The sequence below is a fragment of the Pseudomonas rubra genome, assembly GCF_028656935.1.
Lineage (GTDB): Bacteria > Pseudomonadota > Gammaproteobacteria > Pseudomonadales > Pseudomonadaceae > Aquipseudomonas > Aquipseudomonas rubra.
On the sequence record NZ_JAMDGZ010000005.1, the window covers coordinates 1 to 26,126 of the forward strand.

The following is a 26,126-nucleotide window of genomic DNA, read 5'->3' on the forward strand; positions in this document are numbered from 1 at the left end:
TTATCACGGGACAGGCCCAGCAAAAATTCTCGCCCCACCAGGGGCCCTGCGCTGCGCTTCGGGTTCCCTCGCTGCGGTGTCGCTACGGGGCATTGCGAACTACGAGTTGCAAGCAACTCTACGTTTCGCAACTTCGGCTACGCCGAAGGTGCTGCGCACTAGCCCCTTCGCGCCACCTCCACTCGGCCCTTCTGGTTAACGGGGCAGGCAGATCAAAAGCAGATCAAGATCAAGAGCACAATTCGCTTCGCTCTTGCTGTCGCGGTGATGCTGCAGGAGCGGCGATGCGGCGACCCGATTTGCCCCGCGAAGCGATGTCACAGCCCAACTTCTGTCTGTGACATACAAATATGCGAGGTGTAGCGCGGGGATGAAAAAAGGGGCCGCAAGCGGCCCCTTTTGTCTGTTACAGCGGTCAGATCTTGAAGCTGTCGACCAGTTGCTTCAGGCGCCCGGCCTGCTGGGCCAGGGCATCGCAATGACGCAGGGTGTCATTGAGGTTGGCCACGCCTTGCTGGTTCAGCACGTTGATCTGGGTGATGTCCAGGTTCAGGCTTTCGACCACGGCAGTCTGCTCTTCGGTCGCCGCGGCCACCGATTGGTTCATGCCGTCGATCTCGCCGATGCGCTGGGTCACGCTGCTCAGGCGCTCACCGGCCTGGTTGGCGACCAGCACGCTTTCTTCGCTGGAAACCTGGCTGGCGTTCATGTTGTGCACCGCCTCGCGCGAACCGACCTGCAGGGTGGTGATCATCTTGTGGATCTCTTCAGCCGACTCCTGGGTACGGTGGGCCAGGTTGCGGACCTCGTCGGCTACCACGGCGAAACCACGCCCGGCTTCACCAGCACGGGCGGCTTCGATGGCGGCGTTGAGCGCCAGCAGGTTGGTCTGCTGGGAGATGCCCTTGATCACGTCGAGGATCTGGCCAATGTCATCGGTGCTGGTGTTGAGGGTTTCGATCTGCTCGCAGGACTCGCTGATCTTCTGCGACAGCGAGGTCATTGCCGAGATGGTTTCCTGTACAACCTGGCGACCGTCGTTGGCCTGTTCGCTGGCGCCGCTGGCGTGTTGCGAGGCGTCTGCAGCGTTACGGGCGATTTCCTGGGTGGCGGCACCCAGCTCGTTGATCGCCGCGGCCACGCTGTTGGTGCGCATGCTCTGCTCTTCGGAGCCGATGATCGAGGCGTTGGAGGCGCTCATCACGCGTTCGGAGAGGTCGTGCACCTGGCGGGTGGCCGAAGACACTTCAGCAATCGAGGCATGGATACGCTCGACGAATTGGTTGAAGGCACTGGCCAGTTCACCGAACTCGTCCTTGTTCTCGACCACCAGGCGGCGGGTCAGGTCGCCTTCGCCCTGGGCGATGTCCTGCATGGCGCGGCCCATGGTGGTCAGCGGACGCATCAGCACCGGAATCAGCAGGCTCAGCAGGCCAGCGATGGCGGCCACGGCAATCAGCATGGCGATGATGGCCGAGGTGCGGAACTGGCTGAGGCCGGCGTAGGCTTTTTCGCGGTCGATGGACAGGCCGATGTACCAGTCAGCCGTCGGCAGGCCGCTGACCGGTGCGAAGGAGATGATCCGCTCCTGCTTGTTCAGGGTCACCTCGTGGGTACCTGGAGCGACTTGCAGGCCGCTGCCTGGGTAGATGTCCTTGAGGTTTTTCATCACCTGGTCTTTATCGGGGCTGACGATCACCTGGCCGTTGCGGTCGACCAGGAAGGCATGGCCAATACCGCCGAAGTCCACGGCGTTGATGATGTCGACCAGGGTCGCCAGGCTCAGGTCGCCGCCGACCACGCCGAGCAGTTCGCCGTTGGTCTTGCTCTTGACCGGCATGCCGATGGTGACCACCAGGCCGCCGACAGCGGCCATGTATGGCGGGGTCAGCATGGTCTGGTTGGCGGTCACGGCAGCGGTGTACCACGGACGCTGGCGCGGGTCGTAGCCGTCGGGCATCTTCGCGTCAGGGCGCTGGGTGAACACGCCGTTGGCCTGGCCAACATAGGTGAACTGGAAGTTCTGGGTGTACGAAGGCTGGTCGACCAGCCCCGGAAGGTCGGCGTTGGCGCCCTGGTGGGCGACGTCCTGGGCGAGGTTTTCCAGGACCAGGATGCGTCCGCCCATCCAGTTCTGCACACTGCTGGCAGCCAGCGCGCCGGCCTGTTTGACCGACGAGTCGATGTTCTGTCGAATGGTGTTACGTTGCAGGTAATCGTTGTAAAGAGTGAACAATGCAAATGCCAGAACCACGACGCCGCAGGCGCACAGCAGGATCTTGTGGCGAAATTTCAGGTTCATGTTCCGAGACCTTGTGCCAGTAAAGAGGAGTGCCGAGCGGCGCTTTTGGCGTGTGCTCGTACCTATCCAGACGGGTATCGGCCGCGAAACTGAAAAATTGATAGGAGTTTTTGCCGCAGGGGCTGACAGGATTTTCCTACCTTCTGCTCTGGCTCGCGTGTTTCAGCCAGGCGCGCTATTGCACCCCCAGTAAACGAACCAGTTCCTGGGCCGCCTTCTGCAGTGGCTGATGCTGGCGCCAGAACGCATGCACCGGCAGTTGCAGCTCATTGCGGGTATTGCTGAAATCCAGGCGCACCAAGCGCCCGTCTTGCAGCAAGGGCGCCACCCGTGACAGCGGAAAGTCACCCCAGCCAAGGCCGGCTTCGACCATTTCCACGGCCATGGCCAGGCTGTCGGTGCGCCAATGCGCCTTGCCGATCAGCGCACGGGTGTCGGCCAGTGGCAGGTCGCGGCTGGCCACCAGAATCTGCCGCAGGTTGGCCAGGTCTTCAAGGCAGACGATCTGTCGCGGGCGTTGCTGCAGCGCCGGGTGCTGCGGGCCGATGCAGGCCACCAGCGACTCCATGCCGATGTTCTGAAAGCGCTGCCGGGGGTCCACTTGCAGCTCGGCAAAGGCCAGGCACAGGTTGACGCGGCCAGCATGGAGCAGTTGCAGGGCATCTTCCTGCGGGGCCGTCAGCACCTCGACTTCGAGCATGGGGTGGCGTTCGCTGATGGTTCTGATTGCGGCCAGCAGGCGGGTGTGATCGATGTCTGGCACCACGCTCAGGCTCAGGGTGCTTTCCAGACCCTGGGACAGTTCCAGGGCATGTACCTGCAATTGCCCCAGTTGGGTGGCGATCATCCGCGCGTGGGGCTCCAGGGCCTGGGCCATGGCGGTAGGGCGGGTTTCCCGGTGAGTGCGCTCGAACAGGGTGAGGCCCAGCTCCGCTTCAAGGTTGCCGATTGCCATGCTCACTGCCGAAGGTACCCGGCCCAAGGCCCGGGCAGCCGCTGAAAACGAGCCGCGATCAAGCACGGCGAGAAACACCTCGATGTTGTCGCTGGAAAAGTTCATGGCAATCTCCTGTCAGTCAATCTGATAGCTGCTGACTTTGGCTGTCAAGAAGATTGACGCATGCTTGCCCGCCTCAGTTGTCCGGCAAGGGCAGCGTTCTACCGCAAAATCGAGGTTAGCAACGTGCAAGGTGTTAAACGCAAACTGGTCTATGTGACCGCCTATGAACTGATCGGCCTGTGCATGTCGACCCTGGGCCTGGCCTACCTGGCTGATAGCGCACCGAGCAACACCGGGCCGCTGGCGGTGATGATCACTACCATCGCCATGGCCTGGAACTTCATCTACAACACATTGTTCGAGTACTGGGAAAGCCGCCAGGCCCGGCGCGGGCGTAGCGTGGCCCGGCGGTTGGCGCATGCCATCGGCTTTCAGCTGACCCTGGTGGTCTACCTGATCCCGCTGATTGCCTGGTGGCTGGACATGAGCCTGCTCGAAGCCTTTGTGGTGGACCTGGCCTTTATCATTCTCATTCCGTGCTACACCTTCATCTATAACTGGCTGTTCGACCGGATCTTCGGCCTGCCGACTTCGGCCCAGGCGCAACCGCAGGCGAGTGTCGCCGTTTGAGCCAAGCCTTTATTGCGCCGGCAGGGTGATCACCTGGGCCGCCGGTTGTGGCTCGCGCTCGGGGCCTTCGGCGGACAGCAGGCTGTCTTCGATTTCCCCCGACAGGTAGTAGACCCCGGCCATGGCCCCGGTCTTGCGGTTCTCCATCAGTTCGCGCCATTCCTCGTTCAGCGCCACGTTGAGGATCACCCGCAGTTGTTCGACCATCGCCGGTTGCTCGCGGTTATGGGTCATCACCCCGATGCCAGTTGCCGCAAGGGAAATCACCGTGCCGGCAGCGCGCCCCACCGCTGCGGCAACGGCGCTGGCGATACCCCGTGGCGCCAGGGTGGCGCCAAGTTTTTCACTGGCTTGGCGGGCCACCGATGACAGGCCGATGTCCGAGCGCTGGGTGCCGGCGCGCACGGCACTGTGCAGGCGCTTGAGCAGTGCGGCATAGGCGGGCTGCTGCTCCAGCGGCTTGCTGAACAGCAGTTGATACAGCGACGCGTTGCTGTTGGCCGGTGGCCCCAGGCCGATGGCCTGGATCCGCGTCAGGTGCAGGTTGAATTGCTCAGGTGGCACACGGTAGCGCTGGGCAATCTGCTGCAACTGCTGGCCGAGCAGTTGGATATACAGCTCCATGGCCCGGTCGCGAATCGCCTCGGGGTCGATCTCCTTGGCCACCGGGTCCAGCACCCGCTCGTGGTACTGCTCCTGCAGGTACAGGGCCAGGCGCTGTTCCGGGGTTTCACTGCCTTCGCCACTGTTCATCTTGTACCAGGCCACTTTCATGGTCAGCCATTGCTGGGTCCAGTAGCCGGTGAACCAGGGGATGAACTCGCTTTCGGTGTATTGCTGTACGCGCTCCTTCCACACCCGCATGGAGCGCCGGGCATAGTCGTTGACCGAACTTGTGGTGGCCAGCGAAGCCTCGATGATCTCGCGGTCGATTTGTTGCCAGGTCGCCGGGCTCACCGAAATGGGCGGCGGTTCGGCGACCTTTTGCCGTGAGCCGCACCCCCCCAGCGCCAGTAACAAGGCGAGCAGCAGGACGATGAACGGGGAACGCGGGATCAAGGCGCAGCCCCCCTTTGGTTAGGCAAGCTCGAGCGCAGTGGTTACCTGAGTATAGGTGCCGTCACTCGGGCTGTTGTTCGGCCTCGGCCTCGGCCTCGTCCAGGGCGGTGAGGATATCGGCCCAGATCTCCTTGCAGAAAAACCACACCCAGGTGGCGTTCAGCACACGGTCGATATGGCGCCGCCACCAGCTGTGGCGGCGTGCTTGCAGGGTCTGTTCGATCTCGTTGTGCAACCAGGTTTCGCAGAAGCCGGTCCAGATCGGCGGTACCGGCGTCATCATGTTGCTATAACAGGTCGGGGCGACTTCGCTGTAGAAGATTTCCTTCAGCAGCTCGCGGTCAAACCCCACCAGGTGGCGGGCGATCCAGGCGTATTCGATGTGGGTGTCGACGAAAGCGTCGGACATCGCCACGCGCACCTGATGACGCTGCTCCGGCGTCATGTGCAGTGCAGGTACGGGGATCCTTTGGTTCATCCGCATGCGCTCCAAGGCATTTATCGGCCTATGGTAAAGCGTGCAGGCGTCGGCGGGTATCCTTGCCGCCACACACCCTCGCGCCAACGCTGGCGCGAGGGGTGTCACCCGGGGTTAGCGAGGACTCAAGCCGTTAGCGCAGCCAGGGTCAGTCGTTTGTTGCGGATCTGGAATTTTTCCAGAAGCTTCAACGAACCGTTGAAAATCAGCGCCCCGTTGTAACTGATCCCGGTGAGGACAAAGGCATCCGGTTCACAGAACGGCCATTTGACCTGGTTGGCCGCGACTTTGACCATCGGCGCAATGGACGGAATTTCATCCGTTACCCCCCCGGCGATGACTTTCTCGATGATCACGTGGATGATCAGGCCGACCACTGCGACAATGACGGCGGCGATAATGCCGACGATCAGCGCGGCGATCTTGCCGCCCACGCCACCGGCCACCGCAGTGGCAACCGCGGCAATGGCTGCGACAATGATTTCGGTGACCACCACCCAGGTGGCGATGTCGACGTTGTTCTGCACATCCGGGTCACCGACCATGGAATAGACCATGATCTGTTCGCCTTTGCTGTTCTCGCCCAGCTCCAGTGTCTGTTTGGTGACGATACGTGTGTAGGCGACGACGCCGGGAGAAATGTCGGTGCGAATCCTGGCTTCGGTGCGGATATAAGTTTCGTCGAAGTTGATGTCGAAATTCTCGACCACCGGGTAGTAGGTAACTGCACCGTACTTGATCGAATCAAGTTTCAAGCCTTTTGCCGTGATCGTGGTACCGGCCGCGTCGACGGTGTAGTTGCTGCTGTTGGTGTCCTTGAAGATGAACGGTAGTGACGGCAGCAACTGGTACTTGACGAAAATCTCGCGGCTGATCAGGAACATCGAATTGTTGTCCTGTTCCAGGCTGACTGCCGGGAGCTGGTTGGGCAAGCCGCTGTAGTCGCGTTCGTTGGTCATGCACAGCACGCCGAAAATGCTGCTTTCTTCGGTACTTTTGTCGGTGTAGGCGTAGCTCATGGCGGTGCCGCGCAGCCATTTGTAGTCTTCGCTTTCCTTGCCCATGTTGTTGATGACCACGGTGGAAAACAGGGTGTCGAACTTGGCCAGGTTCTCCGGTTTGTTCAGCCAGCCCTCGATGATGCCGCGCAGCAGGCTCTGATTGACGGTGTCGAGGACATTGTTGGGGTCACGCAGGGAAATCACCGCAGCAATCGGGTCGCTGGGGTCGACGATCTTGGTATTGACCTCCAGCTTGTAGGTGCCGTCTTTGGCGACGTTGGGCGCGGGCAGCGGAAAGTAGCTCAGCTTGACATAGGCCTCCACAGAAACGCCTGCGATGTCATAGGTCTTGCCGCTCAGGCCTTTGTAACTGCCCGACTTGAGCGGGATTCTGACCTTGACGTTGCGTCCGTCGCCGCCAGTGCTGATTGCCCAAGGGGCAAAGTCAGCTTTGAGCGAAAAAGTGTCAATGCTCGACTCGATGTTCGCCGGGTAGGTTTTCTCGAGTTTGATCCGCTCGTTCAAGGCCGAGACACGACAGATGCTCACCGTATCCCAGCCATTGGTGGTGACACTGCTGGCGAGCCCGAGCATGTCGGCTTCTGCAGGTTGCTCGACAACGCGCTCGGCGTTTTTGTAGAGCAACGAGCTTTTCAGCGTTGAACGCAACGTTTCATCCAGATGGCTCAGGGTCAGCGAGGCAGGCTGGCTGAGGCCGGACAGGATGACATTATCTGCGCTACTCATCATACGATTCCTTGTATTGAGGGGTTATACGTACTCCACCACCAGCGCCTCACTCAGGCTGCAGGCGATGACGTTGTTGGTGGCCTGGTTCCAGGTCGTGCAGTTGATGCTGTCGGCTTTGATTGACCCTCCGCGGTTGGCAATGGAGCTGATCAGGTCGTTGGAAATGACGGCTACCACGATGGTGACGATCAGGCCGACCACCGGCAGCAGCCACTGCAGGTACCAGGGAATGTCTTCGTCATGCTGGAAGTCCGAGGACAGCTTGCTGAAGGTGATCACGCCGTTGTTCAGCGTCGGCTTCATGGTCACCCAGCCGTTCCAGGTCATGTTGATGCCGGCATACAGGTCGCAGTTGCCGTCGAACTTCACCCGCAGGAAATCGCCGACGACCCTGGCAATGTTTTTGCCGGCCCAGACCACTGGGGTGTAGTAGATCAGCCCGGACTTGATCTCCTGCATGCGCAGTTGCCGACGGTTGATCAGTTCGCCGGCCTGATACTGGTAGTCACCCTTGGAGGCATCCTGATAGAGCGCGACCAGGCCCGGCAGGATCAGGTTCTCCAGGAGCATTTGATTGGCAAGGATGTAGTACGAGCTGGCACCCAGGCCCAGCCCGGTAACATCGACATCCCGTGGCAGCTCGCTGATGTCCCGGTCGCTGCAGACGCCGAGTACGGCCAGGTAGCCGGAGTCCAGGTAGCTGTAGGTGCATTTTTTCGGCAGGGCCCAGGCCGGGGCTCCGGGTTTGGCAAAATTGATATGGGCGAAGATGTGCTCGAATTGCTTGGGGTTGGCAATCAGGTAGGCGCAGATGGCATCCAGCACCAGCGAGGCGTAAGGCCCCAGCCGCCCCTGTGGATCTTGCAGGGTGATGGGCAAGAGCCAGCCACCCTGGTCTTCGGGAATTTGCCCTGGGTTTTGCGCGACTTTCAGGTAGCTCGACTTGAGGACTGATTCGGTGCTCGACTGTGGCAACAGCGACAGGGTTACTTCAATGATCGCCACTGTGGCTGCCAGCTCGATGATCGTCTGGCCCACCTTCAGCTCACCCGAGCGGATGGGCATGCGCAAACGCAGCAGGCGGCCACCGCCACCGTTGACCACGCTCCAGCAGTCGAAGACGCCGGAGCAGCGGTAGCTGTCGCCGACGGCCTGGTTGAATTCGGGATTGAGCTGCGGCCAGGACTTGCTGAGGCTGGCGTTGACGGCGTCCTGTTTGACGATACTGAGGGTATCCCAACCTTTGGTTTGCATGTGACCAAGCCTCCGTGCACGGGGTGTTTGCCATAATTAGCCGTTGCGCAGTCAGCCGCATTCGCGCGCAAAACCGCGAGGTGGCTGGGCGTTGTTCAGTGGTGGGCTGTCAATGATCCGGCGATTTATCCGGCGGTGCGGGCGAGGCGTTCAGACAAGGGCTCAACAGCAGGGTAGCGAGCATGGCGATCCATTCCTGCAAGCGGGTGTGCAGAGCAGTGTGGCACAGGGCCAGGGCCTGGCAAGCCCAGGTCGGAACGTTTTGAAATGAGAATGTGCGCAGGTTATAGCGTTGTGTAATGAGTCACTTGGTAGGGGCTGTGGCTAAGTCTGAGTCATTCAGATCAAGCTTGGCCTCGATATGATCCAGGTGCTCATGCATCAACGCCAACGCCGCCTCGCCGTCACCGTCTTCCAGCGCATCGATGATCGCCGCATGCTCTTCCCAGGCACAATGGCTGCACGGCCGCGCTTCATACTGGGCAATGATCAGCGAGGTCTGGGGCACCAGGCCGTTGAGAAAGCGCGCCAACGGTACGTTGTCGGCCATTTCCGCCAGCTTGAGGTGGAACTCGCCACCCAGGCGGATCGCCGTGCAGCGCTGGCCCTGTTCATGGTGCTGGCGCTCGCGGGCAACCAGTTCACGCAATTGGCGGATTTTGGCCGGCCGTGAGCGTTTGGCCGCAAGGCTGATCAGGGTGGTTTCGGCCAGGCGCCGGGCGCTGAGGATTTGCCGTGCATGCTGCGGGTCGGGCGCGGCCAGGCGGGCGGTGTGGCTGGGGCGCTGGACGATCACCTGTTGATCGGACAGGCGCCCCAGTACCCGGCGAATCACCGTGCGGCTGACCCCGAAGGCATCGCCCAGCGCCTGTTCGGTCAAGGCGCTGCCGGGGGCCAGGCGCTGTTCGAGGATGGCATCGAACAGTCGCGGGTAGATCTGCTCGGCCGACAACCGGCGCTCGCCCTGGGCAAGCAGCGAGGGCAGGGCGGTGTCATGGGCGTGGGCGCTGGCGTTCATGGTCGCACTCCTGGGGTCAGAGGCCCGGATGATCGTCCGGGATGTTCAGTTCGATGCCCATGCGCCGGCCTTCCTGAAGGATATGGTGGCGCATCTGCGCGCTGGCCTGGGCGCTGTTCTTGTTGCGGATGGCGCGTACCACCGCTTCGTTTTCCTCAAGCCGCGCCGCCAGGTGCTCGGGCGAGTTGCGCAGCACCGCGGCGCTTTGTTTGAGAGCGTTGCTGGTCTGCTGCACCACGCTCTGGAAGATCGGGTTGGCGGTCAGGGTGAACAACTCTTCGTGAAAGGCAATGTAAGCATTTACACCGGCTTCGCTGTCCTGCTCTTCGAGGGCTTCGCGCATATCCATCAGGGTCAGGCGCAGCTGGCCGATCTCCTTGCTGCTGATCGACTGCGCCACCAGGCCGACGATAAAGGGTTCGAGGGTGTAGCGCAGTTGCAGCACGTCTTCCAGGCTGGCCTGGGCGACGCCACTGTGGGCAACGGCTGCATCGGATGCATCGGTGTCCAGCACCAGCACGCCTTTGCCCGGCATCGAGCGTACCAGGCCCAGAGTTTCCAGCACGGTCACCGCTTCGCGCAGGCTCGGGCGGCTGATGCCCAGTTGTTCGGCCAGCTCGCGCTGGCCCGGGAGCATGTCACCAGAGCGCCACTGGCCACGGGCCAGGGCTTGGCGGAGTTTTTCCACCACCGAATTGACGACGGTCGATGAGCTGATCATTGTTCACTCCATGAGAACAGGTGCATGGTTTGCTCCTGGGGCCGGCAGCTGTGCTGCCGGCCGTTTTGTTCAGAACTCTTGTTGATGGGCGTTCGGGGTCTTGCGCTGGGCAAAGCCGAAGCCTTGTTTACCGGCCAGCACATTGTTGGCCCGTTCCATATCGATATCGCCTTCCCAGCGGCCAATGGCAACCGTGGCGACACAGTTGCCGATCAGGTTGGTCAAGGCCCGGCCGATGCCCATGAACCAGTCCACCGCCAGCACCAGCACCAGGCCGACCACCGGAATGGCCGGGATCGCGGTCAGGGTTGCGGCGAGAATCACCAGTGCTGAGCCCGGTATGCCGTGAGCGCCTTTGGAGGTGATCAGCGACACCAGCAGGATGGTCAGCAGGTCGGTCATGGCCAGTGGCGTGCCGGTGGCGTTGGCGATGAATACGATCGCCAGGGTCAGGTAGATCGAGAAACCGTCGAGGTTGAACGAGTAGCCGGTCGGGATCACCAGCCCCACCGTCGAGCTGCCGATGCCCAGGTGTTCCAGCTTGCGCATGACCTGCGGCAGCACGGCATCGGAGGAGGCGGTGCCGAGGACGATGGTCAGCTCTTCGCGCAGGTACTTGATGAACGGCAGGATCTTCAGCCCCGACAGGCGCATCACCGTGCCGAGGATCAACAGCACGAAGCCGGTGCAGGTCAGGTAGAACAACGCCACCAGGCCACCCAGGTGCTGCAGTGATTCCAGGCCATATTTGCTGGTGGTGAAGGCGATGGCGCCGAACACGCCGATCGGCGCCAGGCGCACGATCATGCCCATGATGCGGAAAATGATATGGCTGAGTTCGTTGATCAACCGCGAAATACCCGAGGCCGCTTCACCCACCAGGTTCAGGGCGCTGCCGAACAGCACCGAAAACAGCAGGACCTGAAGGATGTTGTTGTCGGCAAAGGCGCCGATCACCGAAGTCGGGATCAGGTCCATCAAGAATGCGGCGGTGCCGTGGATGTGCTGGCCGCGTTCGGCCAGGGTGCTGGCTTCGGCGCTGGACAACTGGTCGAGGTGAATGTTGGCGCCGCTGCCGATGCCCGAGGTAAAGGCGAACACCAGGCCGATGACCAGGGCGATGGTGGTCAGGATTTCGAAGTAGATCACCGATTTCAGGCCAATGCGCCCGACCTTTTTCAGGTCGCCGGCACCGGAGATGCCGCTGACCACCACACAGAAGACGATCAGGCCGATGAGCATCTTGATCAGCTTGATGAAACCGTCACCAAGGGGTTTGAGCTGCAGGGAGACTTCGGGAAAGCTCAGGCCGCAGGCTATGCCTAGCACAAGGCCCAGCACCACTTGGAGGAAGATCGAACGCGAGCACCATTTGAGCATGGGAGGGATCTCTGGTCGGTGTCCCTGCTTCGATGCCACGGGGGCGAAAGAGCGGAGGACTTAATTATTGTGGTCTTACCGGTATGTCCAGTGCCTGGGCAGTGTAGGCGCGGTTTTTTCAGCTTGGCAAGGGATTGTTGCGCCCGTAGAAGATGTAAAATTTAAGGTCAGTAAAATCAGTGGCTTAGCAATTCAACAACCGGAGCTGGAGCAGTTTTATGACGTCGTCAAATCGTCCTGACGTGACATTTCATACGGGCCAGTTGCGCTTCTCGGTCAGGTGTTCGGTCTTCTTGAGGAACGACCAGGGTGAGCTGCTGGTACAGAAGAAAAAAACCGACAATGACGCCAGCTGGGCGCTCCCGGGCGGGCGCTTGAAGGTTGGCGAGTCTGTGCTCGAAGGGGCCAGGCGAGAGATTGAGGAAGAATTCGGGGTGCAGACGTTCAACCACCGTTTCCTGGGGGTTGTCGAGCAGAACATCACCCTCGGAGAGCAGAGAATCCACGAGCACAATTACCTGTTTATCGCCGAGTTTGCCGGCGAAATACTGCTGTGCGACCAGACCCTGGACTGGAAGTGGCTTGATCCGGCGGCAATGGATGCAATCAAGCCTTCTGGTTGTGCTGGCTTATTGCACGGCAGGTCGCAGATGATTTCTAATGGCTTTACCGGTCTGACCAGTTAAGGTGCGCTGTGCGGACAAAAAAAGCAGCAGGCTCAACCTGCCGCTTTTTCCGTGTTGCCGGGACTAAGGCTTGGACATGGCCAGGTCCACCGCCGCGATCAGCTTGCCCAGGTCCTGGGGTGGGGCCTTGTGGATGACACCGAAGAGGTAGGCACGCTGCTCGTCTTCGTCTTCTTGTTCGGCGAAGAAGGCTTTGAGTTTGATGCCCAGCACCTCGGCAAACCTCAGCAGGGCTTCCACGCTGGGGGTGTAGGTGCCAGTTTCGAAGCGGCTGATGGTCTTGGGGTCAAAACCGGTTTTCTCGCCAAGTTCAGCCTGAGTGAGCCCGGCTACCTTGCGGTAACGTCTGATGGCCGAACCCAAACTTGAAATTGTCATCGCTTAATTCCCATTTAGAATCAAGAAATTAACGATATCCATAGGCAATAGACAACGCCACGATTCATCACCTTTATTTGCAAAATGTGATGTAATTCGTAGAATTGCGCGTTTGGACAGGTCAAAAGCCATCGAGTTTCAACCCCTGCCTAGTCGCTGTATCCCTTTAGCAAAGCATCCCGGCAAAGCGGGGCCCTCGGTGTCGGACGAATGGTTTGCGCACTGCGCCGCTCAACCTCGCAGACCCCTGCATATGGAGTTTTATCGTGCGTCTCAACATGCCGGTCACCTCGCTCGAGCAGACTTTCGGCGAGGATCAGCGGCTCATTTCCGCCACCGACACCAACAGCAAAATCACCTACTGCAACGCCGAATTCGCCGCCATGAGCGGTTTCAGCCAGGCCGAGCTGATCGGCAGCCCGCATAACCTGGTCCGTCACCCGGACATGCCGCCCGCCGTCTTTGAACTGATGTGGCACTACCTCAAGGCCGGTCAGAGCTGGATGGGTATCGTCAAGAACCGCTGCAAGAACGGCAACTTCTACTGGGTCAGCGCCTACGTCACGCCGATCCTCGAAGACGGTCGCCTGGTCGGTTACGAGTCGGTGCGGGTCAAGCCGAGCCGTGAACAGGTACGCCGCGCCGAGGCACTGTATGCACGCATGCGTGAAGGCAAGGCACCGGTGCCTGCCGGGCGCCGGCTGACGCAACTGGGCCAGGTGCTGAGCCTGCCACTGGCAGCGGGGGCGCTGGCGGTGGCGGCAGACCAGGCATTGCCGGGCTGGCCTGGCCAGGTCGTCACCTTCGGTTTGTTCGCCTTGCTCGGCCTGTGGTCCCACAGCCGCCTTGGCCGTCAGCTGGAGCGAATCGTGGAGTGCGCCGGCAATACCTTTGCCGATCAGATCAGCGCCCTGACCTACAGCGATGAGCTGGGTTCGGCGGCGCAGTTGCAGATGATTCTGATCAGTGAAGAGGCGCGGCTGAAGACGGCACTGACCCGCCTGAGCGATCTGGCCACGCAGATGGCCGAAGCGGCCCGTGATGCCAGCCAGCTGTCCGGCAGTACTGAAACTGCATTGCTCCAGCAGCGTGGCGAAACCGACATGACCGCCACCGCCATGACAGAAATGGCTGCCTCCATCGCCGAGGTGGCCGAGCATGTGCAGCAGACGGCGGTCCAGGCACAAACCGCTAACCAGTTGGCCGAGCAGGGCAGCCAGGTCGCTGGCACCAGCCGCGAGGCAATCCAGCTGTTGGCGGCCACCGTCAGCCAGATCAATCAGGCGGTGACCCACCTGGCCGGGCAGACCCAGGACATCATGCTCGCCGCCGAGGTGATCCGCTCGATCGCCGAGCAGACCAACCTGCTGGCGCTCAACGCGGCCATCGAGGCTGCCCGGGCGGGCGAGCAGGGCCGTGGCTTTGCCGTGGTTGCCGATGAGGTGCGGGCGCTGGCAGCCAAGACCCGGCAATCGACCGTGCAGATCCAGAGCATCATCGAGAACCTGCGCAGCGGCGCTGCCGAGGCAGTGGGTATTGCCAGCCTGGGCATCACCGAAGCCGAGCAGGGCGTGGTCCAGGTGCTTGAAGCGCAGCGCGCGCTGCAGGGTATTCGCATAGCGGTCGAGCAGATCAGCGACATGAGCCAGCAGATGGCTGCCGCCTCGCAGGAACAGTCATCGGTGGCTGAAACCGTCAGCGAACAGATCAACAACGTTGCCAGCACCGTGCAAGCCACCGCGCTCAACGCCAATGCCGCGGCCAGCCGCGGTGCCGAGCTGCAAAGCATTTCTTCGGGTCTGCGGGCCCTGGTCGAGCGTTTCAATCGCTAGCCACCAGGGTGCAGAGGAACTCATGGACGATAACTACCGTGCGGCAGTCGATGCCGCCGCGATCTTTTCCGAAACCGACCTCAGTGGCCGGATCACCTACGTCAACGAGCAGTTCTGCAGCATCTCCGGTTACAGCCGCGAGGAGCTGCTGGGGGCCAATCACCGGATCCTCAACGCCGGCCTGCACGGGCCGGAGTTCTTTCTCGATATGTGGCGTGCCCTGGTTGCCGGCAGGGTCTGGAAAGGTGAAATCTGCAACCGGGCCAAGGATGGCTCGCTGTATTGGGTCGACAGCACCATGGTGCCGTTGATCGACCTGGCCACTGGCAAGGTGCGCAAGTACGTGTCGATCCGCTTCGACGTCACCGAAAAACGTCAACTGCTGCATACCCTGCAATGGCGGGTGGGCCACGATGTGCTTACCGGGCTGCCCAATCGCGCCTATCTTTCCGACCTGCTCAACCAGGCCCTGGAGTTCTCACGCAACGAGGACATCCCACTGGCGGTGTGCATGCTCGATCTGGACGGCTTCAAGGCAGTCAATGACGGTTACGGTCACGCTTGCGGCGACCTGCTGCTGGTCGAAGTGGCCACGCGCCTCAAGGGCATCCTGCGCGGTGGTGATGCCGTGGCGCGGTTGTCGGGAGATGAGTTCGTGCTGATTTTGCGCCATGTGCAGGAGCCGGCGCACCTGCAGTCGGCCCTGGACCGGGTGCTGAGCGCACTGGCCGCGCCCTACCGGATCCGTGGCCAGGAGATCCGCGTCAGTGCCAGCATCGGTGTGACCCTGTTCCCTCAGGACAACGAAGACACCGACACCCTGGTGCGGCATGCCGACCAGGCCCTGTACGTGGCCAAGCAGAGTGGACGCAACCGCTTTCACCTGTTCGATGTCTCGCTGGACCAGGAGGTCAAGGCTACCCACCAGACCGTGGCACGCTTGCGTCAGGCCCTGCACAACGGTGAGCTGTGCTTGTACTACCAGCCCAAGGTCAACATGCGCAGCGGTGCGGTGATCGGTTTCGAAGCGCTGCTGCGTTGGCAGCACCCGCACAAGGGGCTGGTCCTGCCCGCAGATTTTCTGCCGCAGATCGAACAGACCGACCTGATCGTCGAGATCGGCGAGTGGGTCATCGACCAGGCCATGACCTGCATCCGACGCTGGCAGGAGCAGGGCCATGAATGGCCGGTCAGCGTCAACATCGCCGCACGCCATGTGCAACGTGATGATTTTGTCGAACGCCTGCAGCGGCTGTTGAACTGTCACCCGCAGGTGGCGCCGGCGCTGCTCGATCTGGAAATCGTCGAGTCGGTAGCAATCGAGAACATCCAGCGAGTCAGCCAGTGCCTGGACGCCTGCCAGCGCCTGGGTGTGCAGTTCTCCCTGGACGACTTCGGCACCGGCTACTCATCGCTCAGCTACCTCAAGCGCTTGCCGACGCGGACCATCAAGATCGACAAGTCATTCGTGCGTGACATCCTTCACGACCAGGACGACCTGGCCCTGACACGCGCAGTGATCGGCCTGGCCCGGGCCTTTGGCCGCCAGGTGATTGCCGAGGGCCTGGAGACTGTCGAGCATGGCCAGTTGCTGATGGGCCTGGGCTGCGAGATCGCCCAGGGCTACTGCATTGCCCGGCCAATGCCGGTTGGGCAGGTGATCGACTGGGTTGCCGGCTACCAGCAGCCGCCGCAGTGGAAGACCCAGTAAGGGCCCGCTCCTGTGGGGCGGTGCGACGACTCGACCTTGCCCCGCGAACGACCGCGCAGCGGTCGCAATCCAGGCAACACCTAGTTAACTGACACTACAGGCCTTGGCGCGGGTCAAGCCCACAGTAAGGACGGCTGAACCTTCATTGGTTACTCAGAGCTTCCCCAACTGTACCAAGCCTGCACCTATCATCAGCCAGGTGCCACCCACTGCCATCAACCAGCTAGACACTTTCATTCGACGCTGCAGATAGACTGGAAAATCGTGCATCTCATCCATCTCAATCGCCCTCCTGCCAGTACCGACTCTCGGCCAAGCCAGCGCGCCACTGATAGATGCAACCACCAGGGCTCGAGACATAACGCCCTTGGTTCCCCATAGCTGTACTTGTTGTTGCAGCCAGCGATTGTTCTGCAGCGCTTTGCACATCACCCAGAAATGCCGTGTACAGGCGATATGTACGTCCATCGCAACGCCAGATAAAGCGATAACGAAAGGCGCCAGGCCGAACCCGATTTGAGCATTCAGAGGCCAGGTGTTGATATCAATCATTGCTGAGCCTCGTAGATGCTTTCCCCAACCCATTCTCCCAAGCCTGCAGCACCGCTTCCCCCAGCAAGCGAGCCAGATCCGACCATTACAATTGCGCAAACAGCCGCACCAACGGGTCCGAACCCGCGGCACACCGCGACGGCTGCTCTGTTTCCGAAGAGTGCTCCTACTGTTCCGCCGGCGAGCCCACCGGAGAAACTACCCGTTTCGGTAAAGCGGATTTTCCTGCATTTCTCAGTCTCACCAGCCCGACACGCTTGTTGCACCTTTAACCAAGATGAAGTTCCACCCAATCCAATGCCGACATAACCACCGTACTTGAGATACTTGGCGGTCCTTGCCACCTGTTCCAGGTGCGTAGCATAGCCAGGAATCTGTCCGGCCCCACCGGCGCGGCTCCAGTGGTGCACCAGGCTGCGGGTGGAGATCCCCAAGCTCTTGCGTAAGCTCTCGTGATGACCCAGGTTGAGATGTTTCTTGAGGAAAATACTCTTCAGCTGTGCATCAAGCTGTTGGAAGAGCGCGCGCCGGGTATTGAAAAACGCTGTGCTGTTCAACCTGCCGCTGCGACTGAACTCACGCTGGTGCAACTGCTCGATACTGCGCAGTGTGCCCTCAATCTGCCTCAAACCCTTGTCCAGCATGTCTTTACCAATACCCATCGACAGGCTTGCAGTACCCAGCATGCCGGCGATTTCGGGAAGGTTGCGCATCATGAAGTCAGCTTCATGCGGGGTGAGTGCGGCCAGACTTTTGCGTACCTGGGCTGCAGCCGTCATCAGTTCTGCCTCTTCGCGGGTACAGGCGCTATCGATGTTTGGATCACCTATTACGAAGATCTCACCCGCTTTGAAACCAGTGGCAAAGGTCGGATTGAGTCGCTGCAGCCGAGCAATCAATTGCGCTCCATGCTCACTGGAAAGCTGAGTCAGTACCTGAGCACCGCTCATGCTGCGCGGCACAATGTAGAAGCCTGGCTGCAATGTGCCGCTGGCGGCGGTTATCGCAGGAGGAGAGGGGAAAGCGGGGGATGGCGTCCTTGTCATGAGCAGACTCCTTAGGCAAAGAGGTCCGGAACCTAGCACCGATAATCTCAATCTGAGGTACCGTTGGACGGACTCGGAAACGTCCCACGGACGACACAGATTTAGTCCGGGCGTACACCAGCAGTCACTGCCAATTGCGAGCCCGGTGGGAGCGGGTCTTGCCCCGCGATCGAGCGCGCAGCGGTCGCAATCCAGACAGCATCAGGTCAACTGACTGCACTGGCCTTATCGCGGCATAGGTATCTACACATATCGCGATTGCATGTTAGCCGCCAGATTTTTTGGCCTCGACACGCACTCTCGCCTGGTGCCTGGCGAGAGTGCTTGTCGAGGCCGCAAGCCGGCGGTCTACATGCAATCGAGAGATGTGTAGATACCTATGATCATCGCGGGGCAAGCCCGCTCCTACACGTGTGTTATTTACGCATTCTTTATGCCTGCCCCTGGCTCTGGGTCTCGTCCCTTTACAGCCGCTCTACCGACAATGACCGTCAACGGCACGTGCCGTAAGGACGGAGAGTTTTCATGAGCATTCTGGACGGGGTGTCACTGCTTCTGGCAGTGGCGTTGATGATCTACCTGCTGGTCGCGCTGTTGCGCGCCAATCGGGGTTAGGAGCGACCATGCACAGTTACGATTACGCGTTGCTGCTGGCGTTCTTTGCGCTGGTACTGCTCCCGGCACCCTTGCTCGGGCGTTTCTATTTCAAGGTGATGGAAGGCCAGCGCACCTGGCTGTCGCCGCTGCTGGGGCCGGTCGAGCGGGTGTGCTACCGGCTGGCCGGGGTCGATGCCGGCAAGGAGCAGAGTTGGCAGCAGTACACCCTGGCCTTGCTGGCCTTCAACTTCGCAGGCTTCGTGCTGGTGTTCGCCGTGCTGCAGTTGCAGGGTTACCTGCCGCTCAACCCGCAGCACCTGGCGGGGCAGGAGTGGTCGCTGGCGTTCAACACGGCGGTGAGCTTTGTCACCAACACCAACTGGCAGTCCTATAGCGGCGAAGCCTCGGTCAGCTACTTGAGCCAGATGCTCGGCCTGACTGTGCAGAACTTTGTCAGCGCCGCCACCGGCCTGGCTGTATTGGTCGCGCTGTGCCGTGGCATTGCCCGCCGTTCGGCCAAGACTCTGGGCAATTTCTGGGTCGACATGACCCGCGCCACCCTCTACGGCCTGTTGCCGCTGTGCCTGCTGCTGGCCTTGCTGCTGGTGTGGCAGGGCGTGCCGCAAACCTTCGCTGACTACGTACATGCGCTGACTCTGCAGGGCGCCGACCAGACCATCCCGCTGGGCCCGGCCGCCAGTCAGATCGCGATCAAGCAACTGGGCACCAACGGCGGCGGCTTTTTCGGCGTCAACTCGGCGCACCCGTTCGAGAACCCTACCGCCTGGAGCAACCTGTTCGAGGTGGCCTCGATCATCCTGATTCCGGTGGCCCTGGTCTTCACCTTCGGCCATTACGTCAAGGACATGCGCCAGAGTCGGGCGATCATTGCCGGCATGCTGGCGCTGTTCCTGATCGGTGGCGGCACCGCGCTGTGGAGCGAGTACCAGGCCAACCCGACGTTGAGCAGCCCGCTGGTTGAACAGACCGCGCCGCTCGAAGGCAAGGAAAGCCGCTTCGCCACCACCGCCAGCGTGCTCTGGACGGTCACCACCACCGCCGCCTCGAACGGTTCGGTGAACAACATGCACGACAGCCTCAACCCGCTCAGCGGCATGGTCGCGCTGGTCAACATGATGGTTGGCGAGGTGATCTTCGGCGGTGTCGGTGCCGGGCTCTACGGCATGCTGCTCAACGTGCTGATCGCGGTGTTCCTGGCCGGTCTGATGATTGGCCGGACCCCGGAATACCTGGGCAAGAAACTGCAGGCACGGGAAGTGCAACTGCTGGTGGCCACCTTGTTGGTGATGCCTGTCGGCGTGCTGGTGCTCGGTGCCCTGGCCGCCAGCCTGCCAGGACCTGCGGCGGCGATCAGCAACCCTGGCGCCCATGGCTTCAGTCAACTGCTGTACGCCTACACCTCGGCCAGCGCCAACAACGGTTCGGCCTTTGCCGGCCTGGGTGCCAATACCACCTTCCACAACCTGATGATTGGCCTGGGCATGCTCATCGGCCGCTTCGGCTACATCCTGCCAGTACTGGCCCTGGCCGGTAGCCTGGCGCTGAAAAAATCCGCACCCGTGGGGCAGAACAGCTTCCCGACCCATGGCCCGCTGTTCGTCACCTTGCTGGTGGTGACCATTCTATTGATCGGTGGCCTGACCTTCCTGCCGGCCCTGGCCCTGGGGCCAGTGACCGAATACCTGAGCCTGGGCTTGTGAGGAGCGATTCATGAACATGCCGATTCCGGAAGTAAAAGCCAAGCCCGTCGAGGCGGCGCGTACCACCTTTGCCGCCCTGTGGCGCCCGGCGCTGGTGCAGGCCTTCGTCAAACTCGATCCGCGCCAGCTTAAACGCTCGCCGGTGATGCTGGTGGTGGAACTGACCGCGATCTTCACCACCTTGCTGTGTTTGCTGCCCGACAACCGCGTGCCCACTGGGGTGGCGGTGCAGATCGCCCTGTGGTTGTGGTTCACCGTGCTGTTCGCCAACTTCGCCGAAGCCCTCGCCGAGGGCCGTGGCAAGGCCCGCGCCGACAGCCTCAAGGCTGGTAGCCAGGGCCTCAGTGCGCGTCGACGTACCGCTTCGGGCAACTTCGAAGTGGTCCCGGCCACCAGCCTGCGCAAGGGCGATGTGGTCAAGGTCTCGGCCGGGGAAATGATCCCCGGCGACGGTGAGGTGCTTGAAGGCATCGCCGCGGTCAACGAGGCAGCGATTACCGGTGAGTCGGCGCCGGTGATCCGCGAGTCCGGTGGTGATCGGTCGGCAGTGACTGGCAATACCCGGCTGGTTTCCGACTGGCTGCTGATCAGCATCACCAGTAACCCCGGCGAGTCGACCCTGGACCGCATGATTGCCCTGGTCGAAGGCGCCAAGCGGCAGAAGACGCCTAACGAAATCGCCCTGGATATCCTGCTGATCGGCTTGACCCTGATCTTCCTGGTGGTCGTGGTGACCTTGCAGCCGTTCGCCCACTTTGCCGGAGGCAGCATCCCGCTGGTGTTCCTGGTGGCCTTGCTGGTCACCTTGATTCCCACCACCATCGGCGGCCTGCTGTCGGCCATTGGCATCGCCGGCATGGACCGCCTGGTGCGCCTCAACGTCATCGCTCGCTCCGGCCGTGCGGTAGAGGCGGCAGGTGACGTGCATGTGCTGATGCTCGACAAGACCGGCACCATCACCTTCGGCAACCGCCGTTGCAGCGCCTTGCATGCCGCGCCCGGTGTCACCGCCCGGGAGTTGGGCGAGGGCGCCTTGCTCGCGTCGCTGGCCGACGACACCGCCGAAGGCAAGTCGATCGTCGAGTACCTGCGCCAGTTGCATGACTTCAACGAACCGGCTGCCGATCAGTTCACGCCCGTGGCCTTCAGCGCCGAAACCCGGTTGTCCGGCATCGACTACCAACAGCGTCGCTATCGCAAGGGCGCGGTGGATTCGGTGCTGGCCTTCGTCGGCATGCAACGCCTGGAAATGCCGGCGCCGCTGGCCCGGGAAGTGGACAAGATCGCCCAAAGCGGCGGCACGCCCTTGTTGGTGTGCGCCGACAAGCGCCTGCTGGGAGTGATCCACCTCAAGGACGTGGTCAAGCCAGGCATCCGCGAGCGCTTTGCCGAGCTGCGCAAGCTGGGGATCCGCACGGTGATGGTGACGGGTGACAACCCGCTGACCGCCGCGGCCATCGCCGCCGAAGCCGGGGTCGATGACGTGCTTGCCGAAGCCACCCCGGAGAAGAAGCTGGCGCGCATCCGCGAGGAGCAGAACGACGGACGCCTGGTGGCCATGTGCGGTGATGGCGCCAACGACGCCCCGGCGCTGGCTCAGGCCGATGTCGGCATGGCCATGAACGATGGCACCCAGGCAGCCCGCGAGGCGGCCAACATGGTCGACCTGGACAGCGACCCGACCAAGCTGCTGGATGTGGTCCAGGTCGGCAAGGAGTTGCTGGTGACCCGTGGCGCCCTGACCACCTTCTCGATCGCCAACGACGTGGCCAAGTATTTTGCCATCCTCCCGGCGCTGTTCGCGGCAATCTACCCGCAACTGGGCGTGCTCAACCTGATGCACCTGAGCAGCCCGCAGAGCGCGATCCTCTCGGCGATTGTCTTCAACGCCCTGATCATCGTCGTGCTGATTCCCCTGGCCCTGCGCGGGGTCCGGGTACAGGCCGCCAGCGCCGCCCACCTGTTGCGCCGCAACTTGCTGATCTATGGCCTGGGCGGACTGATCGTGCCGTTCGCCGGGATCAAGCTGATCGACCTGTTGCTGACTGCCCTGAACCTGGTCTGAACCAAGGAGATGACCATGACTACACACATTCGTCCGGCCCTGAGCCTGATCCTGTTGATGACCCTGATTACCGGCGCGGTATACCCGCTGGTGGTCACTGGCATCGCCCAAGTGGCCTTCCCGCAGCAGGCCAATGGCAGCCTGCTGCGCGATGAGCAGGGCCAGGTGCGTGGCTCGCAGTTGATCGCGCAACGCTTCGAGGGTGATGCCTGGTTCCAGTCGCGGCCATCGGCCGGTGACTACGCCACGGTGTCGAGCAGCGCCAGCAACCTGGCGCCGAGCAACCCGGCGCTGGCCGAGCGGGTCAAGAACAGCGCCGCGCAGTTGTACGTCGAAGCGCAGGGGCCGGTGCCGCTGGCCTTGCTCACCACCTCGGGCAGCGGCCTGGATCCGCACCTCTCGCCAACTGCGGTGGCCTATCAGCTGCCGCGGGTGGCAGCAGCGCGCAAGGTTGCGCCCGAGGCCTTGCAAGTCCTGGTCGAGCAGTCCACCCTGCACCCCTTGATCGGCCCGCCGGTGGTCAATGTACTGGCCTTGAACAACGCCCTTGAGCGTTTGTCGCCGACGTCGAAATAAGGACAGGCAGTGAGCATGAGCAATTCCGAACGCGCCGATGCGTTGTTGGCCGGGCTGCCGCGCGAGGGGCGCGGCCGGCTCAAGGTATTTCTGGGGGCGGCGCCTGGGGTGGGCAAGACTTACGCCATGCTCCAGGCCGCCCATGCCCAGCAGCGCCAGGGTGTGGCGCTGCTGGCGGCAGTGGTCGAGACCCATGGGCGCGCTGAAACCGAGGCACTGCTGGGCGGTCTGCCCCAGCAGCCACTGCTGCGCAGCGAGTACCGTGGCATGCAGCTCGAAGAGATGGACCTTGACGGTCTGCTCAAGGCTCGCCCGCAACTGGTGCTGGTCGATGAACTGGCCCACAGCAACGCGCCCGGCAGCCGCCACGCCAAGCGCTGGCAGGATGTCCAGGAGCTGTTGGCCGCCGGCATCGACATCTACACCACGGTCAACGTCCAGCACCTGGAAAGCCTCAACGATCAGGTGCGCGGCATTACCGGCGTGCAGGTGCGCGAAACCCTGCCGGACTGGGTCTTGCAGGAAGCCTTCGAACTGGTGCTGATCGACCTGCCGCCGCGCGAGCTGCTTGAACGCCTGCGCGAAGGCAAGGTGTATGTGCCGGAGCAGGCGCGGGCGGCGATCGATGCATTCTTCACCCAGACCAACCTGACTGCCCTGCGCGAGCTGGCGATGCAGACGGCCGCCGCCCAGGTCGATGCCGACCTGGCCCACGGTTACCGTCAGTTGGGTCAGGATGCGCCGGCGTTGCGCGGGCGGCTGCTGGTCGGTGTCGATGGTGATGCCCAGGCCGAACGCCTGGTGCGCCACGCCAGCCGGGTGGCGCAACGGCGTCATTTGCCCTGGACCCTGGTCCACGTCGACAACGGCCGCTTGCGTGACGAAGCGGCCCGCCAGCGCCTGCAGGCGGCTCAGCAACTGGCGGAACGCCTGGGCGGGGAAGTGGTGCTGCTGCGCGCCGGCGAGGTGGCCAGGACCCTGATCCAGCATGCCCTGGAGCGGCGCGCCAGCCTGGTGCTGGTCGGCCAGTCGCGTGACCGCCTGCGTCGGCGTCTGTTCGGTGCCGGGGTGGCGACACGCTTGCTGCGTGACGCCCACGGCCTGGAAATCAACGTGCTTGACCGCGACACCCAGCCCGAGCCACCGAGCGCGGCGGTGAAAAAGGTCTGGGTCTGGCGCCATTACCTGTTGGCATTCGCCGCCACTGTCCTGGCCACGGGCCTGGCCTGGGCGGTGGCCAGCGTGCTGGCCTTGCCGAACATTTCCCTGGTGTTCCTCGCCGCGGTGTTGCTGGTGGCGGTGCGCAGTAGCCTGGGCCCGGCGCTGGCCTGTGCGGTGATGTCGTTCCTGGCCTACGACTTTCTGTTCATTCCGCCGAATTTCTCCTTCAGCATCCAGCGTGAAGAGGACGTGCTGACCTCGCTGTTTTTCCTGCTGATGGCGGCGCTCACCGGCAACCTTGCCGCGCGCCAGCGTCGGCAGTTGCAGGCCCTGCGTGAAACCCAGGAGCAGACCAGCCAGTTGCTCGACCTGTCGCGCAAACTGACCGCCGCCACCGACCGCCAGGCGGTGTTCACCGCCGCCGGGCAGCATCTGGACGGTTGGCAGGATTTGCAGGTGTGCCTGCTTGAGCGCGACGCCGAGGGCCGCCTGCAGGTGGCCAGTGGCGGTAACCTGCAGTTCAGCGATAACGAGCGCGCCGCTGCCGACTGGGCCTGGCAGCACGACCAGGCGGCAGGGCTGGGCAGCGACACCTTGCCCAATGGCCGCTGGTGGTGGTGGCCGTTGTCGGTGGACGATGCGCGCCTGGCGCTGCTCGGTGTGCGGCCGCGCAAGGGCGAGCAATTGACGGCCCAGCATTGCCGCCTGCTCAAGGCCCTGAGCCAGCCGCTGGCCCAGGCCCTGGCCCGGGCGCGGTTGGCCGAGCAGCTGGAATCGGCGCGTTTGCATGGCGAAACCGAGCAACTGCGCAGCGCCTTGCTGGCGTCGGTGTCCCACGACCTGCGCACGCCGCTGACGGCAATGCGTGGCAGCATCGACAGCCTGTTGGCCCTTGGCGAGGCGATTCCCAGGGCCGATCGCCAGGAGTTGCTCGAAGGCACCCGTAACGAAGCCGAACGCCTGGATCGCTACATCCAGAACCTGCTCGACATGACCCGCCTGGGTCATGGCGGGCTCAAGCTTGCCCGCGACTGGGTGGCGCCAAGCGACATCGTCGGCAGCGCGCTGAACCGCCTGCGGGTAGTGCTGGCGCCGTTGCAGTTGCGCACGCAAGTGCCGGCCGAGTTACCGTTGCTATTCGTGCATGCGGCGCTGATCGAGCAAGCGCTGATCAATGTGCTGGAGAACGCCGCGCGTTTTTCGCCGGCGGCGGGGCGTCTGGATCTGCAGGTCAGCGTTGACGAGCAGATGCTCTGCTTTGCCGTCAGCGATGAAGGGCCGGGGATTCCGGTGGCGGATCGCGAGCGCATCTTCGACATGTTCTACACCGCAGCTCGCGGTGATCGGGGCGGGCAGGGCACGGGCCTGGGGCTGGCGATCTGTCAGGGCATGATCGGTGCCCACGGCGGGCACATCCGGGTCGCTGACGGTATCGATGGCAAGGGCACTTGCATCATTCTATGCTTGCCGCTGCCAACCCAACCCGAGCCTGAAAGCGAAGCCCCATGAGCCAGAGCGCGACCCTGCTGGTCATCGATGACGAACCGCAAATCCGCAAGTTCCTGCGTATCAGCCTCAGCTCTCAGGGCTACAAGGTGGTGGAGGCCGGCACCGGCGCCGAGGGCCTGACCCAGGCGGCACTGGCGCGCCCTGACCTGGTGGTGCTTGACCTCGGCCTGCCGGACATGGACGGCCAACAGGTGTTGCGCGAACTGCGCGAATGGAGCGCGGTGCCGGTGCTGGTGCTGTCGGTGCGCGCCAGTGAAATCCAGAAGGTCGAGGCGCTGGACAATGGCGCCAACGATTATGTGACCAAGCCCTTTGGCATTCAGGAGTTCCTCGCCCGGGTGCGCGCGCTGCTGCGCCAGGCGCCGCAGGCGTCGGCGACCGCTGCGGCGCTGAGCTTCGGGCCGCTGACCGTTGACCTGGCGTTTCGCCGGGTGAGCCTGGACGGTGTCGAGGTGGCGCTGACCCGCAAGGAGTATGCACTGCTGGCGCAATTGGCCAGCCACCCGGGGCGGGTGATCACCCAGCAGCAATTGCTCAAGGACATCTGGGGGCCGACCCATGTCGATGACAGCCATTACCTGCGCATCGTCGTCGCCCATGTGCGGCAGAAGCTGGGCGATGATCCGACGGCGCCACGGTTCATCGTGACTGAGCCTGGGGTGGGGTACAGGTTGATTGGGCCGGAACAGAATTAATGGC

Annotated in this window: 21 protein-coding genes and 3 pseudogenes; 11 read left to right on the forward strand and 13 right to left on the reverse strand. The window is 62.4% G+C overall.

Annotated features, from left to right (window positions below):
* Positions 1 to 415: 415 nt before the first annotated feature.
* The 3 genes and pseudogenes from M5G17_RS27500 to M5G17_RS02635 all read right to left on the reverse strand — a co-directional run bounded on the left by M5G17_RS27500 (position 416) and on the right by M5G17_RS02635 (position 3,362).
* The gene (locus M5G17_RS27500; RefSeq protein ID WP_420793404.1) at positions 416 to 1,201 is read right to left on the reverse strand and encodes a methyl-accepting chemotaxis protein; all 786 of its coding nucleotides are present in this window, start codon (positions 1,199 to 1,201) and stop codon (positions 416 to 418) included.
* A gap of 69 nt (positions 1,202 to 1,270) precedes the next feature.
* Positions 1,271 to 2,302, reverse strand: a pseudogene (locus tag M5G17_RS27505) (HAMP domain-containing protein); the annotation flags it as partial.
* A gap of 175 nt (positions 2,303 to 2,477) precedes the next feature.
* Complete coding sequence (locus M5G17_RS02635) at positions 2,478 to 3,362, reverse strand: LysR family transcriptional regulator (protein WP_273891453.1); 885 nt, start codon at positions 3,360 to 3,362, stop codon at positions 2,478 to 2,480.
* Between the two features lie 123 nt (positions 3,363 to 3,485).
* Between M5G17_RS02635 and M5G17_RS02640 the strand changes: the two genes are divergently transcribed.
* A complete protein-coding gene (locus tag M5G17_RS02640; RefSeq protein WP_273891496.1) occupies positions 3,486 to 3,932 on the forward strand; it encodes a PACE efflux transporter in 447 nt (148 codons plus the stop codon).
* Between the two features lie 9 nt (positions 3,933 to 3,941).
* Here the strand turns inward: M5G17_RS02640 and M5G17_RS02645 are convergent, their stop codons facing one another.
* The 7 genes from M5G17_RS02645 to M5G17_RS02675 all read right to left on the reverse strand — a co-directional run bounded on the left by M5G17_RS02645 (position 3,942) and on the right by M5G17_RS02675 (position 11,593).
* Positions 3,942 to 4,988, reverse strand: coding sequence for a hypothetical protein (locus tag M5G17_RS02645; protein ID WP_273891497.1), 1,047 nt, complete (start codon positions 4,986 to 4,988; stop codon positions 3,942 to 3,944).
* Between the two features lie 64 nt (positions 4,989 to 5,052).
* The gene (locus M5G17_RS02650; protein WP_273891454.1) at positions 5,053 to 5,469 is read right to left on the reverse strand and encodes a DUF7079 family protein; all 417 of its coding nucleotides are present in this window, start codon (positions 5,467 to 5,469) and stop codon (positions 5,053 to 5,055) included.
* A 125-nt stretch (positions 5,470 to 5,594) separates the two neighbouring features.
* On the reverse strand, positions 5,595 to 7,217 hold the full coding sequence (locus M5G17_RS02655; RefSeq protein ID WP_273891455.1) for a TULIP family P47-like protein: 1,623 nt from the start codon (positions 7,215 to 7,217) through the stop codon (positions 5,595 to 5,597).
* A 24-nt stretch (positions 7,218 to 7,241) separates the two neighbouring features.
* Positions 7,242 to 8,474: a TULIP family P47-like protein gene (locus M5G17_RS02660; protein ID WP_273891456.1), complete on the reverse strand. Its 1,233-nt coding sequence runs from the start codon at positions 8,472 to 8,474 to the stop codon at positions 7,242 to 7,244.
* Between the two features lie 304 nt (positions 8,475 to 8,778).
* Positions 8,779 to 9,492, reverse strand: coding sequence for a GntR family transcriptional regulator (locus M5G17_RS02665; RefSeq protein ID WP_273891457.1), 714 nt, complete (start codon positions 9,490 to 9,492; stop codon positions 8,779 to 8,781).
* A 16-nt stretch (positions 9,493 to 9,508) separates the two neighbouring features.
* Positions 9,509 to 10,213: a FadR/GntR family transcriptional regulator gene (locus tag M5G17_RS02670; protein WP_273891458.1), complete on the reverse strand. Its 705-nt coding sequence runs from the start codon at positions 10,211 to 10,213 to the stop codon at positions 9,509 to 9,511.
* Positions 10,214 to 10,282: 69 nt separating this feature from the next.
* Positions 10,283 to 11,593, reverse strand: a complete 1,311-nt coding sequence (locus tag M5G17_RS02675) for a C4-dicarboxylate transporter DctA (RefSeq protein WP_130265455.1) — start codon at positions 11,591 to 11,593, stop codon at positions 10,283 to 10,285.
* A gap of 218 nt (positions 11,594 to 11,811) precedes the next feature.
* Between M5G17_RS02675 and M5G17_RS02680 the strand changes: the two genes are divergently transcribed.
* On the forward strand, positions 11,812 to 12,279 hold the full coding sequence (locus M5G17_RS02680) for an NUDIX hydrolase (RefSeq protein ID WP_273891459.1): 468 nt from the start codon (positions 11,812 to 11,814) through the stop codon (positions 12,277 to 12,279).
* Positions 12,280 to 12,342: 63 nt separating this feature from the next.
* Here M5G17_RS02680 and M5G17_RS02685 read toward each other — a convergent pair whose 3' ends face one another.
* Complete coding sequence (locus M5G17_RS02685) at positions 12,343 to 12,657, reverse strand: helix-turn-helix domain-containing protein (protein WP_273891460.1); 315 nt, start codon at positions 12,655 to 12,657, stop codon at positions 12,343 to 12,345.
* 278 nt (positions 12,658 to 12,935) lie between these two features.
* Here M5G17_RS02685 and M5G17_RS27510 point away from each other — a divergent pair.
* The 3 genes and pseudogenes from M5G17_RS27510 to M5G17_RS02695 all read left to right on the forward strand — a co-directional run.
* Positions 12,936 to 13,205: pseudogene (locus M5G17_RS27510) on the forward strand (PAS domain-containing protein); the annotation flags it as partial.
* Between the two features lie 696 nt (positions 13,206 to 13,901).
* Positions 13,902 to 14,489 (forward strand): annotated as a pseudogene (locus M5G17_RS27795) (methyl-accepting chemotaxis protein); the annotation flags it as partial.
* A gap of 22 nt (positions 14,490 to 14,511) precedes the next feature.
* Positions 14,512 to 16,200, forward strand: coding sequence for a putative bifunctional diguanylate cyclase/phosphodiesterase (locus M5G17_RS02695; RefSeq protein WP_273891462.1), 1,689 nt, complete (start codon positions 14,512 to 14,514; stop codon positions 16,198 to 16,200).
* 153 nt (positions 16,201 to 16,353) lie between these two features.
* On the opposite strand, the gene M5G17_RS02700 is transcribed toward M5G17_RS02695, so the two are convergent.
* Positions 16,354 to 16,752 carry a hypothetical protein gene (locus tag M5G17_RS02700; RefSeq protein ID WP_273891463.1) on the reverse strand — a complete coding sequence of 133 codons (399 nt, stop codon included), beginning with the start codon at positions 16,750 to 16,752 and terminating at the stop codon, positions 16,354 to 16,356.
* Positions 16,749 to 17,798: a hypothetical protein gene (locus M5G17_RS02705; protein ID WP_273891464.1), complete on the reverse strand. Its 1,050-nt coding sequence runs from the start codon at positions 17,796 to 17,798 to the stop codon at positions 16,749 to 16,751. The genes M5G17_RS02700 and M5G17_RS02705 overlap by 4 nt, the downstream gene beginning before the upstream one ends.
* Positions 17,799 to 18,323: 525 nt before the next feature.
* On the opposite strand from M5G17_RS02705, the gene kdpF reads away from it, so the two are divergent.
* The 6 genes from kdpF to M5G17_RS02735 are packed head-to-tail and all read left to right on the forward strand — an operon-like array spanning position 18,324 to position 26,122.
* Positions 18,324 to 18,413, forward strand: coding sequence for a K(+)-transporting ATPase subunit F (gene kdpF / locus M5G17_RS02710; protein ID WP_130265450.1), 90 nt, complete (start codon positions 18,324 to 18,326; stop codon positions 18,411 to 18,413).
* Positions 18,414 to 18,421: 8 nt separating this feature from the next.
* On the forward strand, positions 18,422 to 20,116 hold the full coding sequence (gene kdpA / locus M5G17_RS02715; protein WP_273891465.1) for a potassium-transporting ATPase subunit KdpA: 1,695 nt from the start codon (positions 18,422 to 18,424) through the stop codon (positions 20,114 to 20,116).
* Positions 20,117 to 20,126: 10 nt separating this feature from the next.
* Positions 20,127 to 22,181 carry a potassium-transporting ATPase subunit KdpB gene (kdpB, locus tag M5G17_RS02720; protein WP_273891466.1) on the forward strand — a complete coding sequence of 685 codons (2,055 nt, stop codon included), beginning with the start codon at positions 20,127 to 20,129 and terminating at the stop codon, positions 22,179 to 22,181.
* A 15-nt stretch (positions 22,182 to 22,196) separates the two neighbouring features.
* Entirely contained in the window at positions 22,197 to 22,757 is a 561-nt protein-coding gene (gene kdpC, locus M5G17_RS02725) for a potassium-transporting ATPase subunit KdpC (RefSeq protein ID WP_273891467.1), read from the forward strand.
* 15 nt (positions 22,758 to 22,772) lie between these two features.
* Positions 22,773 to 25,427, forward strand: coding sequence for a sensor histidine kinase (locus tag M5G17_RS02730; protein ID WP_273891468.1), 2,655 nt, complete (start codon positions 22,773 to 22,775; stop codon positions 25,425 to 25,427).
* Complete coding sequence (locus tag M5G17_RS02735; protein WP_273891469.1) at positions 25,424 to 26,122, forward strand: response regulator; 699 nt, start codon at positions 25,424 to 25,426, stop codon at positions 26,120 to 26,122. Before M5G17_RS02730 ends, M5G17_RS02735 begins: the two co-directional genes overlap by 4 nt.
* Positions 26,123 to 26,126 lie beyond the last annotated feature (4 nt).

Bases quoted from the DNA above. Each gene is read 5' to 3' on its own strand.
- M5G17_RS27500 (WP_420793404.1), bottom strand. From the start codon at position 1,201: ATGAGCGCCTCCAACGCCTCGATCATCGGCTCCGAAGAGCAGAGCATG.
- M5G17_RS02635 (WP_273891453.1), bottom strand. From the start codon at position 3,362: ATGAACTTTTCCAGCGACAACATCGAGGTGTTTCTCGCCGTGCTTGAT.
- M5G17_RS02650 (WP_273891454.1), bottom strand. From the start codon at position 5,469: ATGAACCAAAGGATCCCCGTACCTGCACTGCACATGACGCCGGAGCAG.
- M5G17_RS02655 (WP_273891455.1), bottom strand. From the start codon at position 7,217: ATGAGTAGCGCAGATAATGTCATCCTGTCCGGCCTCAGCCAGCCTGCC.
- M5G17_RS02660 (WP_273891456.1), bottom strand. From the start codon at position 8,474: ATGCAAACCAAAGGTTGGGATACCCTCAGTATCGTCAAACAGGACGCC.
- M5G17_RS02665 (WP_273891457.1), bottom strand. From the start codon at position 9,492: ATGAACGCCAGCGCCCACGCCCATGACACCGCCCTGCCCTCGCTGCTT.
- M5G17_RS02670 (WP_273891458.1), bottom strand. From the start codon at position 10,213: ATGATCAGCTCATCGACCGTCGTCAATTCGGTGGTGGAAAAACTCCGC.
- M5G17_RS02675 (WP_130265455.1), bottom strand. From the start codon at position 11,593: ATGCTCAAATGGTGCTCGCGTTCGATCTTCCTCCAAGTGGTGCTGGGC.
- M5G17_RS02680 (WP_273891459.1), top strand. From the start codon at position 11,812: ATGACGTCGTCAAATCGTCCTGACGTGACATTTCATACGGGCCAGTTG.
- M5G17_RS02685 (WP_273891460.1), bottom strand. From the start codon at position 12,657: ATGACAATTTCAAGTTTGGGTTCGGCCATCAGACGTTACCGCAAGGTA.
- M5G17_RS02695 (WP_273891462.1), top strand. From the start codon at position 14,512: ATGGACGATAACTACCGTGCGGCAGTCGATGCCGCCGCGATCTTTTCC.
- M5G17_RS02700 (WP_273891463.1), bottom strand. From the start codon at position 16,752: ATGATTGATATCAACACCTGGCCTCTGAATGCTCAAATCGGGTTCGGC.
- M5G17_RS02705 (WP_273891464.1), bottom strand. From the start codon at position 17,798: ATGACAAGGACGCCATCCCCCGCTTTCCCCTCTCCTCCTGCGATAACC.
- kdpF (WP_130265450.1), top strand. From the start codon at position 18,324: ATGAGCATTCTGGACGGGGTGTCACTGCTTCTGGCAGTGGCGTTGATG.
- kdpA (WP_273891465.1), top strand. From the start codon at position 18,422: ATGCACAGTTACGATTACGCGTTGCTGCTGGCGTTCTTTGCGCTGGTA.
- kdpB (WP_273891466.1), top strand. From the start codon at position 20,127: ATGAACATGCCGATTCCGGAAGTAAAAGCCAAGCCCGTCGAGGCGGCG.
- kdpC (WP_273891467.1), top strand. From the start codon at position 22,197: ATGACTACACACATTCGTCCGGCCCTGAGCCTGATCCTGTTGATGACC.
- M5G17_RS02730 (WP_273891468.1), top strand. From the start codon at position 22,773: ATGAGCAATTCCGAACGCGCCGATGCGTTGTTGGCCGGGCTGCCGCGC.
- M5G17_RS02735 (WP_273891469.1), top strand. From the start codon at position 25,424: ATGAGCCAGAGCGCGACCCTGCTGGTCATCGATGACGAACCGCAAATC.